This window comes from Pseudomonas maumuensis, from assembly GCF_019139675.1.
GTDB lineage: Bacteria > Pseudomonadota > Gammaproteobacteria > Pseudomonadales > Pseudomonadaceae > Aquipseudomonas > Aquipseudomonas maumuensis.
The window spans coordinates 5,020,602-5,034,938 of the sequence record NZ_CP077077.1; the positions used below are offsets into that span (position 1 = coordinate 5,020,602).

Annotated in this window: 11 protein-coding genes; 7 read left to right on the plus strand and 4 right to left on the minus strand. The window is 66.9% G+C overall.

The genetic code is table 11. The features are described 5' to 3' along the window. Positions 1–73: 73 nt before the first annotated feature. The 4 genes from purH to KSS90_RS22485 all read left to right on the plus strand — a co-directional run bounded on the left by purH (position 74) and on the right by KSS90_RS22485 (position 6,747). The gene (purH, locus tag KSS90_RS22470) at positions 74–1,681 is read left to right on the plus strand and encodes a bifunctional phosphoribosylaminoimidazolecarboxamide formyltransferase/IMP cyclohydrolase (RefSeq protein WP_217867309.1); all 1,608 of its coding nucleotides are present in this window, start codon (positions 74–76) and stop codon (positions 1,679–1,681) included. A 133-nt stretch (positions 1,682–1,814) separates the two neighbouring features. Beyond that, a complete protein-coding gene (purD, locus tag KSS90_RS22475; protein WP_217867310.1) occupies positions 1,815–3,107 on the plus strand; it encodes a phosphoribosylamine--glycine ligase in 1,293 nt (430 codons plus the stop codon). A 139-nt stretch (positions 3,108–3,246) separates the two neighbouring features. Then, positions 3,247–6,021 carry a hybrid sensor histidine kinase/response regulator gene (locus tag KSS90_RS22480; protein ID WP_217867311.1) on the plus strand — a complete coding sequence of 925 codons (2,775 nt, stop codon included), beginning with the start codon at positions 3,247–3,249 and terminating at the stop codon, positions 6,019–6,021. Positions 6,022–6,150: 129 nt separating this feature from the next. Next, positions 6,151–6,747, plus strand: coding sequence for a MarC family protein (locus KSS90_RS22485; protein WP_023633040.1), 597 nt, complete (start codon positions 6,151–6,153; stop codon positions 6,745–6,747). 12 nt (positions 6,748–6,759) lie between these two features. Here KSS90_RS22485 and cobJ read toward each other — a convergent pair whose 3' ends face one another. Genes cobJ through cobG form a run of 4 tightly spaced genes read right to left on the minus strand, consistent with a single transcriptional unit; the run spans position 6,760 to position 11,117 of the window. After that, entirely contained in the window at positions 6,760–8,460 is a 1,701-nt protein-coding gene (gene cobJ, locus KSS90_RS22490) for a precorrin-3B C(17)-methyltransferase (protein ID WP_217867312.1), read from the minus strand. Next, entirely contained in the window at positions 8,448–9,182 is a 735-nt protein-coding gene (locus KSS90_RS22495) for a precorrin-2 C(20)-methyltransferase (RefSeq protein ID WP_102683173.1), read from the minus strand. Before KSS90_RS22495 ends, cobJ begins: the two co-directional genes overlap by 13 nt. Beyond that, a complete protein-coding gene (locus tag KSS90_RS22500) occupies positions 9,179–9,805 on the minus strand; it encodes a precorrin-8X methylmutase (RefSeq protein WP_217867313.1) in 627 nt (208 codons plus the stop codon). Before KSS90_RS22500 ends, KSS90_RS22495 begins: the two co-directional genes overlap by 4 nt. Next, positions 9,798–11,117, minus strand: coding sequence for a precorrin-3B synthase (gene cobG, locus KSS90_RS22505; protein WP_217867314.1), 1,320 nt, complete (start codon positions 11,115–11,117; stop codon positions 9,798–9,800). The genes KSS90_RS22500 and cobG overlap by 8 nt, the downstream gene beginning before the upstream one ends. 109 nt (positions 11,118–11,226) lie before the next feature. Here cobG and cbiE point away from each other — a divergent pair, with 109 nt between their 5' ends. Genes cbiE through KSS90_RS22520 form a run of 3 tightly spaced genes read left to right on the plus strand, consistent with a single transcriptional unit; the run spans position 11,227 to position 14,289 of the window. Continuing rightward, positions 11,227–12,438, plus strand: coding sequence for a precorrin-6y C5,15-methyltransferase (decarboxylating) subunit CbiE (gene cbiE, locus KSS90_RS22510; protein ID WP_217867315.1), 1,212 nt, complete (start codon positions 11,227–11,229; stop codon positions 12,436–12,438). Beyond that, the gene (locus KSS90_RS22515) at positions 12,431–13,525 is read left to right on the plus strand and encodes a cobalt-precorrin-5B (C(1))-methyltransferase (protein ID WP_217867316.1); all 1,095 of its coding nucleotides are present in this window, start codon (positions 12,431–12,433) and stop codon (positions 13,523–13,525) included. The genes cbiE and KSS90_RS22515 overlap by 8 nt, the downstream gene beginning before the upstream one ends. Next, entirely contained in the window at positions 13,522–14,289 is a 768-nt protein-coding gene (locus KSS90_RS22520; RefSeq protein ID WP_217867317.1) for a cobalt-precorrin-6A reductase, read from the plus strand. The genes KSS90_RS22515 and KSS90_RS22520 overlap by 4 nt, the downstream gene beginning before the upstream one ends. The last annotated feature ends 48 nt before the right edge of the window (positions 14,290–14,337 follow it).

Genomic DNA, 14,337 nt, shown 5'->3' on the forward strand with positions numbered 1-14,337 from the left:
AACCCCAACCAGAAAAGGCGCTCATGCAAAAAGGCGCCTTTTTTGCTGACTCCACCGCGTTATGGAATCTGAAATGACCGACCAGACTACCCGCCTGCCGATCCGCCGCGCCCTGATCAGCGTCTCCGACAAGACCGGTATCCTCGAATTCGCCCGTGAGCTGCAGCAGCTCGGTGTCGAGATCCTGTCCACCGGCGGCACCTACAAGCTGCTCAAGGACAATGGCGTGAACGCGGTGGAAGTGGCCGACTACACCGGCTTCGCCGAAATGATGGACGGCCGGGTCAAGACCCTGCATCCGAAGATCCACGGCGGCATCCTCGGCCGTCGCGGCACCGACGACGCCATCATGAACGAGCACGGCATCAAGCCGATCGACCTGGTCGCGGTCAACCTGTACCCGTTCGAAGCCACCATCAGCAAGCCAGGCTGCGACCTGCCGACCGCCATCGAGAACATCGACATCGGCGGCCCGACCATGGTCCGTTCGGCGGCGAAGAACCACAAGGACGTGGCCATCGTGGTCAACGCCAGCGATTACGCCGGCATCGTCGAAGGCCTGAAAGCCGGTGGCCTGACCTACGCCCAGCGCTTCGACCTGATGCTCAAGGCCTTCGAGCACACTGCCGCCTACGACGGCATGATCGCCAACTACATGGGCACCATCGACCAGGCCAAGGACACCCTGTCCACCGAAGACCGCAGCGAGTTCCCGCGCACCTTCAACAGCCAGTTCGTCAAAGCCCAGGAAATGCGCTACGGCGAGAACCCGCACCAGAGCGCGGCGTTCTACGTCGAGGCAAAGAAGGGCGAGGCCAGCATCTCCACCGCCATCCAGCTGCAAGGCAAGGAGCTGTCGTTCAACAACGTGGCCGACACCGATGCCGCGCTGGAGTGCGTGAAGAGCTTCGTCAAGCCGGCCTGCGTGATCGTCAAGCACGCCAACCCGTGCGGCGTGGCCGTGGTGCCTGAGGACGAAGGCGGTATCCGCAAGGCCTACGACCTGGCCTACGCCACCGACACCGAGTCGGCCTTCGGCGGCATCATCGCCTTCAACCGTGAGCTGGATGGCGAAACCGCCCAAGCCATCGTCGACCGCCAGTTCGTCGAAGTGATCATCGCCCCGAAAATCTCCCAGGCCGCCCGCGACGTCGTGGCCGCCAAGCAGAACGTGCGTCTGCTGGAGTGCGGCGAGTGGCCAGCCGAGCGCGCCGCCGGTTGGGACTTCAAGCGCGTCAACGGTGGCCTGCTGGTGCAGAGCCGCGATATCGGCATGATCACTGCCGACGACCTGAAGATCGTCACCAAGCGTGCGCCGACCGAGCAGGAAATCCACGACCTGGTGTTTGCCTGGAAAGTGGCCAAGTTCGTCAAGTCCAACGCCATCGTCTACGCCAAGCAGCGCCAGACCATCGGCGTCGGCGCTGGCCAGATGAGCCGCGTCAACTCCGCGCGCATTGCCGCGATCAAGGCCGAACATGCCGGCCTGCAGGTGCAGGGCGCGGTAATGGCTTCGGATGCGTTCTTCCCGTTCCGTGATGGCATCGACAACGCGGCTAAAGTGGGTATCAGCGCCGTGATCCAGCCAGGTGGTTCGATGCGTGATGCCGAGGTGATTGCCGCTGCCGACGAAGCCGGTATCGCCATGGTGTTCACCGGCATGCGCCACTTCCGCCACTAATCAGATACCAGGCCGATCCCAGGCTCCGTAGAAGCGGATTCATCCGCGATTGCGATGCTGGATTCACCGCCGCAATCGCGGATGAATCCGCTCCTACAAGGGCCGGGGATCGCCGCTACACAGAGGTTTTGACATGAAAGTTTTGATCATCGGCAGCGGCGGTCGCGAACACGCCCTGGCCTGGAAAGTCGCCCAGGACCCACGGGTCGAGAAAATCTTCGTGGCGCCGGGTAACGCCGGTACCGCCAGCGAAGCCAAGTGCGAGAACGTCGCCATCGATGTCACCGCCCTGGAGCAACTGGCCGACTTCGCCGAGAAGAACGTCGACCTGACCATCGTCGGCCCGGAAGCGCCGCTGGTGATCGGTGTCGTGGACCTGTTCCGCAGCCGTGGCCTTGACTGCTTCGGCCCGACCAAGGGCGCGGCCCAGCTCGAAGGCTCCAAGGCGTTCACCAAGGACTTCCTGGCCCGTCACAAGATCCCGACCGCCGACTACCAGAACTTCACCGAGATCGAGCCAGCCCTGGCCTACCTGCGTGAGAAAGGCGCGCCGATCGTGATCAAGGCCGACGGCCTGGCCGCCGGTAAAGGCGTGATCGTCGCCATGACCCTGCAGGAAGCCGAAGACGCCGTGCGCGACATGCTCGCCGGCAATGCCTTCGGCGAAGCCGGTTCGCGCGTGGTGATCGAGGAGTTCCTCGACGGCGAGGAAGCCAGCTTCATCGTCATGGTCGACGGCCACAACGTGCTGCCCATGGCCACCAGCCAGGACCACAAGCGCGTCGGCGACCAGGACACCGGCCCGAACACTGGCGGCATGGGCGCTTACTCCCCTGCTCCGGTGGTCACCGCCGACGTGCATCAGCGCGTGATGGACCAGGTGATCTGGCCGACCGTGCGCGGCATGGCCGAGGAAGGCAACGTCTACACCGGCTTCCTGTATGCCGGCCTGATGATCGACAAGGCGGGCAACCCCAAGGTCATCGAGTTCAACTGCCGCTTCGGCGACCCGGAAACCCAGCCGGTCATGCTGCGCCTGGAGTCGAGCCTGGTGCTGCTGATCGAAGCCGCCTTCGCCAAAGCCCTGGACAAGGTCGAAGCGCAGTGGGATCCGCGCCCGAGCCTGGGCGTGGTGCTGGCCGCCGGTGGCTACCCGGGCGACTACGCCAAGGGCGCCGCGATCAGCGGCCTGGACGCCGCCGCCAAGCTGCAAGGCAAGGTGTTCCACGCCGGCACCGCACTGAAGGACGGCCAGGTGGTCACCGCCGGTGGCCGCGTACTGTGCGCCACCGCCATGGGCGACACCGTCGAGGCTGCCCAGCAGCAGGCCTACCGTCTGGCCGAGCAGGTCAAATGGGACGCCAGCTTCTACCGTAGCGACATCGGCTATCGGGCCATTGCCCGCGAGCGCGGTGAACACCAGTAGTAAGAAAGTACCGAACGGTCGCAGCGCTCCGGGCGCGCGGCCTTCGGCTCGTCGTCAAGGCCCCGTCGGGGCCTTGCCTTCGCCTTGGCGCGCCGCGCATAGTGATTATCCGGCACATTAGCTAAGAAGGGATTTCGTCGTGCGTCGGCTTCGGATTGCCATAGCCCTGATCGTCAGCCTGCTGACCCTGCTCTGCCTGCTCCCGGCGCATGCCGAACAGGTCGGAGGCTGGTCGGCGCTGCTCGATGAACAGGCCAACCTGCAGCTGTCCGACGTGCGCTCCGAGCGTTACCGCAACCAGTTCAGCCCTTTGGCCCTCGAAGAGCTGGATGCCGCCCTCCCCGACCAGGCCCTGTGGTTGCACTACCGCCTGGATCCGAGCGACCAGGAACAACTGGTACGCATTTTCGCCCCCGACCTGTCACGCCTGGACCTCTACGCCCTGGAAGGCGGCAAGTTGCTGCGCCAGTTGCACCATGGCCGGCAGGGCGACGGCCTCAGTCCCACCCTGCGCGGCAGGGACCACGTGCTGCCACTGCCGCACAGCAGCCAACCGCTGGATATCTATCTGCGGCTGGTTTCCGAACACCAACTGCGCCCGGCCATCACTGTCGAGACCACCGCCCACGCCGCCGCCGACCAGCGCCAGTCGCTGCTGTTCGGCCTGTTGTTCGGTGGCCTGGTGATGCTGATCCTGCACAACCTGATCCGCTTCGGTTACACACGCTCGAGCACCACGCTGGTACTGGCGCTGTACCACGGCCTGATGCTGCTCAGCGCGCTGATCCTGCTCAATCTCAGTGGCCCCTGGTGGCACCTGTGGCACAGCGCGCAGACCCCGGCGGCCTACCTGACGCTGGTACTGGCAGGCCTGGCCGGGTTGTACTTCACCCTGCACTTCTTCTCCCCCTGCAGTTCGGCGCGGCTCAACCGCCTGCTGCACATGGAGATGCTGGTGGCCGCCGTCAGCGGCCTGGTGCTGCTGTTCGTCGACACCCTGCCGCTGAACCTGATGACCTATGCCCTGCTCGCCCTGGGCAGCGTGAGCATGCTGCTGGTCAGCGGCTATCACTGGTACAAGGGCTACGGCCCGGCACGGCTGTTCAGCGTGGCGATGCTGGTGTTCAACCTCGGCGGCCTGGTGCTGCTGCCGGCCCTGCTGGGCCTCACCCGCACCCCCACGCCCTGGTTGCTGTGCATCCTCATGGCGCTGACCGTGGTCAGCGGCTTGTTGCTCAACCTCGCGGTCAGCGAGCGCCTGCGCCGGATCAGCGAGGAGCGCTTCCGCGCCAGCCGCGCCCTGGCCGCCAGCGACGCCGAGATCAACGCCAAGGCCGAGTTCCTGGCCAAGATCAGCCACGAGATCCGCACCCCCATGAACGGCGTGCTGGGCATGACCGAACTGCTGCTCGGCACGCCGCTGTCGGTCAAGCAGCGCGACTATGTGCAGACCATCCACAGCGCCGGCAACGAACTGCTCACCCTGATCAACGAAATCCTCGACATCTCCAAGCTCGAGTCGCGGCAGATCGAGCTGGACGACGTGCAGTTCGACCTCAATGCCCTGATCGAGGACTGCCTGAACATCTTCCGGGCCAAGGCCGAGCAGCAGAACATCGAGCTGATCAGCTTCACCCAGCCACAAGTGCCGCGGGTGGTCAGCGGCGACCCGACGCGCCTGCGCCAGGCGTTGTCGAGCCTGCTCGACAACGCCCTGAAGAACACCAGCCAAGGCGAGATCCTGCTGGTGGTGGCCCTCGACCAGCGTGGCGACAGCCCGCGCCTGCGCATCGCCGTGCAGGACAGCGGCGAGCCCATGCCGCCTGCCGAGCGCGACGCCTTGCTGCAGGCCGAGCTGCACAGCCGCCACTTCCTCTCCAGCAACAAGCTCGGTGGCCACCTCGGCCTGGTGATCGCCAAGCAACTGATCGGCCTGATGCAAGGCGAGTTCGGCATCAAGACCAGCACCAGCATGGGCAACACCCTGTGGCTGACCCTGCCGCTCGACCCGCTGCGCCTGGAGCAGCCGCCCACCGACCTCGACGGCCCGCTGCGCGACGCCCGGGTACTGGTGGTGGACGACAACGATACCTGCCGCAAGGTGCTGGTGCAGCAATGCAGCGCCTGGGGCATGAACGTCAGCGCGGTGCCGTCGGGTAAGGAAGCGCTGGCGCTGCTACGCACCAAGGCGCATCTGCGCGACTATTTCGACGCGGTGCTGCTCGACCAGAACATGCCTGGCATGACCGGCATGCAACTGGCGGCCAAGATCAAGGAAGACCCGAGCCTGAACCACGACATCCTGGTGGTCATGCTCACCGGCATCAGCAACGCGCCGAGCAAGATCATCGCCCGCAACGCCGGGGTCAAGCGCATCCTCGCCAAGCCGGTGGCGGGCTATACGCTCAAGACCACCCTGGCCGAGGAGTTGGCGCTGCGTGGCCGCGAGCAGGCCGCGCCGCCGCTTCCGACCGGTACCCCGCCCCCGCTGGACCTGCCCGGCGACTTCCGCATCCTGGTGGCCGAGGACAACAGCATCTCGACCAAGGTCATCCGCGGCATGCTCGGCAAGCTCAACCTCGAGCCGGACACCGCCAGCAATGGTGAAGAGGCCCTGCAGGCGATGAAGACCAAGCACTACGACCTGGTGCTGATGGACTGCGAAATGCCGATACTCGACGGTTTCTCCGCCACCCAGCAGCTACGCGCCTGGGAGACCGCCAACCAGCGTCCGCGCACCCCGGTGGTGGCATTGACCGCACATATCCTCAACGAACACAAGGAACGCGCGCGCCTGGCCGGCATGGACGGGCACATGGCCAAGCCGGTGGAGCTGTCGCAGTTGCGCGAGCTGGTGCAGTTCTGGGCGGGGCAACGGCAGGCGGTGTCCGACGACACCACGCAGATCCTGTAGGAGCCGCTTCAGCCGCGAGGCAGCCACCTCAGAATCTGGCACCCGCTTCGCGGGTGATCGCGGCTGAAGCCGCTCCTACGGGTTCCGTGCTATACAGGTGCCACCCATTCCCGCCGCGGACCCAGCGCCATGCTCCATGAGTTGTTCAGCGTCTACCTGAAGATGCTCGTGCTCTACAGCCCGTTCTTCGTGCTCTCATGTTTCATCGGCCTGACCCGCGGCCACTCCAGCAAGGAGCGCAAGCAACTGGCCTGGCGCGTGGCCATCGCCACGCTGGTCGCCAGCGTGCTGCTCTACCTGTTCGGGCGGGTGATCTTCGGCGTGTTCGGCATCACCGCCGACGCCTTCCGCATCGGCGCAGGCTCGGTGCTGTTCATCTCCGCGCTGGGCATGGCCCAGGGCAAGTCGGCGGTGCAGACCGATAACGTGCAGCAGGACGTGACCATCGTGCCGCTGACCATTCCGCTCACCGTCGGCCCCGGCACCATCGGTGCGTTGCTGGTGATGGGCGTAGGCCAACCGCACTGGGACGACAAGCTGCTGGCCATCGTCAGCATCGCCCTGGCCAGCTTCACCGTGGGCCTGGTGCTGTACCTCTCGCACCGTATCGAGCGGATCCTCGGCGACCAGGGCCTGCAGATCGTAAGCCGCCTGATGGGGCTGTTCGTCTGCGCCCTGGCGGCGCAGATCATCTTCACCGGGATCAAGGGCTACCTGCTGCCCTGACCCCGGCTGCGCTCAGGGCTTGGCGGGGTACCAGCGCGGCGTGTACACCCACTGGCCGCCATCGGCACGGGGGAAGGTGCAGGTGGTCGAGGAGCCGACCAGCACCATGGTGCGCATGTCGACCATCTCCGGCAGCAGCTCGCCCAAGGTCACCACCCGCAGGGTCTGCCCCGGCCTGCCGATATCACGGCCCAGCACCACGGGAGTGCCTGCGTCGCGATGGCGGCGTACCACCTCCAGTGCCATACCCAGCTGATGCGGCCGGGCCTTGGAGATCGGGTTGTAGAACGCCAGCACCAGATCCGCCTGGGCCGCCAGGTCGAGGCGCTTCTCGATGATCGACCAGGGCTTGAGGTTGTCCGACAGCGACATCACGCAGAAATCGTGGCCCAGCGGCGCCCCCGCCTGAGCGGCGGTAGCCAGCGAGGCCGAGACGCCGGGCAGGATCTCCAGCTCGACGCGCTGCCAGGCCGGGTCACTGGATTCGTGGAGCGCTTCGAGCACCGCGGCGGCCATGGCAAACACGCCCGGATCGCCCGACGACACCACCACCACCGAACGCCCTTGCGCCGCCAGCTCGAAGGCATGGCGGGCGCGCTGCATCTCTTCGCGGTTGTCGGTGCAATGCAGCACCTGATCGTCGCGGAAGGGGCCGGCCATGCGCACGTAGGTTTCGTAACCCAGCACATCCTGCGCCCGCGCCAGCTCCGCCTTGACCGCCGGCACCATCAGCTCGGCGGCACCAGGGCCCAGGCCGATCACGGCCAGGCGACCACGGCGCCGGCCAATGCGGTCGATGTCGACAGGTGCCGGGCAAACGGCATGGGCGAGCCCCACGGACGAACCAACACGCGCTTGCGGCACTGCATCAGCCAGCATCCGCTCCAGGCTTTCGGCAGCCGGGGCGAAGCGCAGGGCAACATTCAGTGCCTGAGCAGCCTCATGCAGGGCCGGTTCGGCCATCTCGGTTTCGCTCGCCAACAGGCAGGCCAGCGCGGGCTCGGCGATGTTCGCCCGCAGCAGTTCCTCGCTGACCTGTTGCACCAGGTCAGCGCCACCGGCCGTGACCGCCACCACCACGCAACGCGCATGGATCAGCAGTTCGTCCCGGCTGGCCGGACGCAGTGCGCTGCCCACGTGGATAGTGCGCTGCGCCTCGTCACTGGCGGGCAACTGCGCGTATTCGAGCCACGGCGCGTCGCCTTCGACACGCACCGTCTCGCCCGCCAGCAGGTCGGAGACGAAGCGCTTGCCCTGCTCCAGGTCCGCCAGTGCGTAACCCTCGGGCGGGTTGAGCAGGCAGGTGCCGAAGCGTAGTTCGCCACTGGTGGTGATCGCCGCGCTCACACCCAGCGCCTCGCCGATCTCTCGGGCCATGACGTTGACCCCACCCAGGCCACCGAGCAGCGGCACCACGGCGCTGCCGTCCTCGGCCACCACCAGTACCGGTGGCTCGACACCTTTTTCGCTCAACAGCGGCGCCAGGGTGCGAATGACGATACCCGCCGCGCACAGGGCGATGATCGGCGTGTCCTGCTGGTACAGCGCACGCAGGGTGTCGCCAAATACTGCGTAGTATCGGTCGACCCCTTCCACGCGCCCTTCCAGGCCATGGATCAGCGCCTGTGGATAACAGGCCTGGATACGCCGCGCAGTGGCCAGGCTGCCCGGGCCGAGAATGACGATTGCCGGAGCCTTGTTCATCCCTGCCATTTCTCACCCGGCACGATGATCAGCGAGAAGTATGGCGAGGACTGCGGATCGACCTCATCCAGCGCGACGATCTTCTGGTTGGCCATGGTCGCCCGCTCCACGTACAGCGCACGGCTATCCATGCCCAGCTCGGCGAGTACCTGGCGCACCTTGGGGAAGTTGCGTCCCAGTTTCATGATCACTGCGGCGTCGGCATCGGCCAGACGGCGCTTGAGCTCCTCATGGGGCAACACACCGGATAGCACGGTGAGGGTCTGGTTGCGATACACCAGCGGCGCTCCGAGCACCGAGGCGCCGCCGAGCATCGAGCACACGCCCGGGATCACCTGGGCCTCATAGCGCGAGGCCAGGCGGTCGTGCAAATACATGTAGGAGCCGTAGAAGAACGGGTCGCCCTCGCAGATTACCGCCACGTCACGGCCGGCATCCAAGTGTTCGGCCACTTGTACACTGGCTTCGTCGTAGAAGTCGCTGATCACCTGTTCATAGGAAAGCGGCGCCGGCAGAGCCTCGGTGGTCACCGGGTACACCAGCGGCAACAGGGTCTGTTCGGCTTGCAGGTGCGCTTCGATGATGCCGAAGGCATTGCCGCGCTTGCCCTTGGCGACGAAGTACGCCACCACCGGCGCCTCGCGCAGCAGGCGCAAGGCTTTGACCGTGATCAGCTCGGGATCGCCCGGGCCCACGCCCAGGCCCAGCAGTCGTCCGCGTGCCTGCATCATTCCACCTCCGTGGCCAGGGCGTTGACTGCCGCGGCGGCCATCGCGCTGCCGCCCAGGCGCCCCTGCATGATCACGAATGGCACACCGCGGCTGTCGGCGGCGAGCATCGCCTTGGATTCGGCGGCGCCGACGAAGCCGACCGGGAAGCCGAGGATCAACGCCGGCTTCGGCGCGCCGGCATCGAGCATTTCCAGCAGGTAGAACAGCGCGGTCGGCGCGTTGCCGATCACCACCACGCTGCCTTCCAGGTGCGGGCGCCACAGCTCCAGGGCCACGGCGGAGCGGGTGTTGCCTTCGGCCTTGGCCAGGTCCGGCACGCTCGGGTCGCGCAGGGTGCAGATCACCGGGTTGTTGGCCGGCAGACGGGCACGGGTGATGCCTTCGGCGACCATGTGCGCATCGCAGAGGATCGACGCGCCCTTGGCCAGGGCTTCACGCCCGGCGCTGCCGGCGCCTTCGGAGAACTGCAGGCCATCGATGGCCTCGACCATGCCGCAGGCATGGATCACGCGCACGGCGAGCTTTTCGAGATCGGCGGGGATCCGCTCGAGCCGGGCTTCCTCGCGGATGATGCGGAAGGAATTGCGATAGATCTCCTGACCATCGCGGATGTAATCAATCATCAAGGTGCTCCGTCGGCAGGTCGAGCATGGCGCCTGCTTCTTCTGGGGTGAGGTCGGCGCCGCGCAGCCTGCCGAAGCCCGGCTGGCGCGCATCGCGCAAGTAAAGGTCATAGCGGCCCGGTGCGCGGGCCAGCAGGGTGGCCGGGGCCGTGTGGGCCATGGCACAGGAACGTGGGCAGGCGGACAGATGCACGCTGCCCGGAGCACCGTGGTGCAGCAAGGCGGCCAGGGTCATGGCATCGGCCTTGGTGTCGGCCTGGCCCTTGGCGCAGCCGCTGGCGCCGGTGCAGGCGACCACCCGCGCCAGCGGGTGCTCGTTGTGACAGAGCAGGCCCAGGGCTGCAAGGTGTTCGCGGGCCGGCTCCAAATGGGCCGGGTTCAGGTTGGTCAGTACCAGGCTCTGCCAAGGCGTCAGGCGCAAGCTGCCATCGCCCCATTGGCGGGCGACATGGGCGGCGCCGCGCAGCATGGCTGGGGTCAGGCGACCAAGGGGTGGCGCGACGCCCAGGGCCACGCCCTGGCGCTGGGGCAGCACGCCAAGCCAGGCACTTGTCGTTGCCGGGCGCTGCAGCGATGAGGTGTCGATTTGCAGGGGCAGCCCTTCAAGGAAGTGCTCCACCGGGCACACCTGCAGCAATTGACGCATGCGCGACTGCTCGGGCGTCGCCAGGTCGAGGAAGCGCTCCAGCACTGCACGCACCAACGCCAGCCCTTGCTCCAGCGGTACCGCACCCAACGCCAGGCCATTCGACAGGCTGCTGGCAAGTCCGAACCGCAACCAAATGCGTCCTTCGCGTTGCATCGCGGACAGCCACAGATCATGGGCGTGCTCGAGCATCGCCAGCGCTTCGCCGCCATCGAGTTGCACGGCGAACTTGGCCGACAGCTTGTGGAACCTGGGTGTGCTTTCCAGCATATCGAGGATCTGCCCGGCCAGTGGCCGGGTGTCGAAAAGCATGGCCGGGTCGAGCCCGGCCAGTGGGCTGAGCATGAGGTTGCGCACATCATCGCCCGCCGCGTCACGCGGGCCGAGGCCAGCGGCCAGCAGATGCTCGACCAGGCCCCGGTGATTATCACCGATGCCTCGAATCTGCAGATTGGCTCTGTTGGTCGCTTCGATCACCCCGCCGGCGAAGCGCTCGGCGGCGTCGGCCACCGCATCGGCCTGGTCGGCCAGCAGCAGGCCACCTGGCAGCTTGATCCGACAGATGCCACCGTCACGCGCGGCAACGATGCGCCACAACCCCGGACAGGCCGAGGGACGGGGCGAAACTTCGGGGGGCAGGGGCGGCGTCAAGGGGGCATCCGGCAATCGTGAAAGTGCGCTTCAGTGTAGAAGGCGCGGTATTATGCCTGCTTTGTCCGGCGGCATGAAAAACCGGTGGTCGAACGCTTAGACGAATGAACGGTACGAGGAACAGATGGCCCCCTGGCTGACAGTAATAGGCATCGGCGAAGACGGCTTCAGCGGCCTGGGCAAACAGGCCCGGCGCGCCCTGCTAGCGGCCACGCGCATCATCGGTGCCCCGCGCCAGCTGGCCCTGCTGCCCCGCTGCGTCACCGCCGAGCAACTGCATTGGCCCAGCCCCTTCTCCCTGGCGCCGGTGCTGGCCCTGCGCGGCGAGCCGGTATGCGTATTGGCCAGCGGCGACCCGATGTTCTACGGCGTCGGCGCCAGCCTGGCGCGCCAGCTGCCCGCCGAGGAACTGCAGGTGCTGCCGATGCCCTCCTCCTGCGCCCTGGCCGCCGCCCGCCTGGGCTGGCCGCTGCAGGACGTGCAGGTGGTCTCGGTGGTCGCCCGCCCGCTGGCGGCGCTCAATGCCCACCTGTACAGCGGCATGCGCCTGCTGGTGCTGAGCAACGACGAAAGCAGCCCGGCGGCCATTGCCGCGCAGCTGCGCGAACGTGGCTTCGGCCCCAGCCGTCTCCAGGTGTTCGAACACCTCGGCGGCCCACTGGAACGAACGCTGAGCGGCACCGCCGACGATTGGCCACATACCGACATCGCCCTGCTCAACCTGGTCGCCATCGAATGCCAGGCCTCGCCTGATGCCCCACGCCTGCCTCGCGTGGCCGGCCTGCCCGACAGCGCCTTCCGTCACGACGGCCAACTGACCAAGCGCGATGTCCGCGCCATCACCCTGGCGCGCCTGGCCCCGCAACCCGGCGAGCTGCTGTGGGACGTGGGCGCCGGCTGCGGCTCCATCGGCATCGAATGGATGCGCGCCCACCCCAGCTGCCGCGCCCTTGCGATCGAAGCCGACGAAGGCCGCCAGGGTTTCATCGAATACAACCGCGACAGCCTTGGCGTGCCCGGCCTGCAGCTGATCCGCGGCAAAGCACCCGATGCCTTGGTTGGGCTGCAGCGTCCGGACGCGATCTTCATCGGTGGCGGCGTCACCCGCGAGGGCGTGCTCGACCTGTGCTGGGAGCGCCTGCTGCCGGGCGGACGCCTCGTAGCCAACGCCGTCACGCTGCAAAGCGAGGTCGCCCTGGCGCAGTTTCGCGACCAGCATGGCGGCGAGTTGACCCGTATCCATATCGCCCACACCCAGCCGCTGGGCAGTTTCGACACCTGGCGCCAGGCCCTGCCGATCACTTTGCTCGACGTGGTGAAGCCCGTCGATGCGTGAAGAAACCCGCGAACAGCCCGCGCCCCTGCGCAGCGGCCTGACCACCGGCAGCTGCGCCACCGCCACCAGCCTGGCGGCGGCGCAACTGCTGCTGACCGGGCAACGGCATGACGCGGTGGAAATCACCTTGCCCAAGGGCAAGGCGGTGCAGATGCGCCTGGAGTTCTGCCACCTCAAAGGTGACATCGCCGAGGCCGGCACCTTGAAGGATGCCGGTGACGATCCGGATGTCACCCACGGCGCCCTGCTCTTCAGCCAGGTGCGCCTGCGCGCCGAGCCCGGCGTTCGCTTCGTCGCGGGCGCGGGCGTGGGTACCGTGACTCGCCCGGGGCTGGTGCTGGCAGTCGGTGAACCGGCCATCAACCCGGTACCGCGCAAGATGATCAGCGACCATCTGCTGCAACTGGCTGGCGATTGCGGCTACCTGGGCGGCTTCGAAGTGACGGTCAATGTGCAGGGCGGCGAGCAGTTGGCCCTGAAGACCATGAATCCGCGCCTAGGTATCCTCGGCGGGCTGTCGATCCTCGGTACCAGCGGCATCGTCCGGCCATTCTCCTGCTCGGCCTACATCGCCTCGATCCACCAAGGCATCGACGTCGCCCACACCAACGGCTACACGCACATCGCCGCCTGCACCGGCAACGCCAGCGAAGACACCATGCGCCGGGTCTATGACCTGCCCGAGATCGCCCTGATCGAAATGGGCGACTTCGTCGGTGCCGTGCTCAAGCACCTGCGCAAGGTGCCGGTGCCGCGCCTCACGCTATGCGGCGGCTTCGGCAAGATCAGCAAGCTGGCCGCCGGACACATGGACCTGCACAGCCGCCATTCGAGCATCGATCTGCCGCAACTGGCGGGCTGGGCTGCCAACATTGGCGCCGACTCAGCGTTGCAAGCGGCGATCGTCGGCGCCAACACCAGCCAGCAGGCCCTCGCCCTGGCCCATGCCGCCGGTATCGCCTTGGGCGACGAAGTCTGCCGTCATGCGCTGAACTTCGCCCAGAGCGTGGTGCCGGCCCTGGTCCAGGTGGAAGTGTTCGCCATCGACCGCCAGGGCGGCATCGTCGGCAAGGCGGGTGTGCAATGAACGGGCGCATCCTGCTGCTGGGCGGCGTTACCGAGGCCCTGGCCATCGCCCGTACACTCGGGCCGCAGCATGTCTACAGCCTCGCCGGCATCGGCCGTATTCCCCAGGACCTGGCCTGCCAGGTGCGGGTCGGCGGCTATGGCGGCGCCGAAGGCCTGGCCGAGTACCTGCGCGTCGAAGGCATCGACCTGCTGATCGACGCCACCCATCCCTATGCCGCGCAGATCAGCCGCAACGCCGCCCTCGCCGCACACAGCGCTGGCATTCCCTGCTGGGCCCTGCGCCGCCCGGCATGGCAGGCGCAGCCTGGCGATGACTGGCGCGAAGTCGAGGACTGGGCCGGACTGATCGAGGCGCTGGCCCCGTTCGAGCGCCCCTTGTTCACCCTTGGCCGCGAACCCCTGCAACATCTGGACGAAATCCCCCCACACCAGTTCTGGACCCTGCGCGCCCTCGAAGCGTGTCCCGGCAATGAACGCTGCGAGGTGATCGGAGCGCGCGGACCATTCCTCATCGACGATGAGCGTGCCCTGTTCGAACGTCGGCGGATCGACGTGCTGGTGAGCAAGAACAGTGGCAGCACGGCCACCGAGCCGAAGCTGGAAGTGGCGCGTGAACGAGGGGTGCCGGTGCTGGTGCTCAAGCGGCCTCAGTTGCCGGAAGTGGAGCGGGTTTTCGAAGATCAGAAGGTGCTGTTGGAGGCGCTGGAAACATATCGCGTCAGGGCTGCCAAGTGCTCGCCGAAAGGCTTGCAGCGCTCTTGAGATCGAGCGCCGCCCGCGCGGCGCATCGCTGGCAAGCCAGCTCCCACA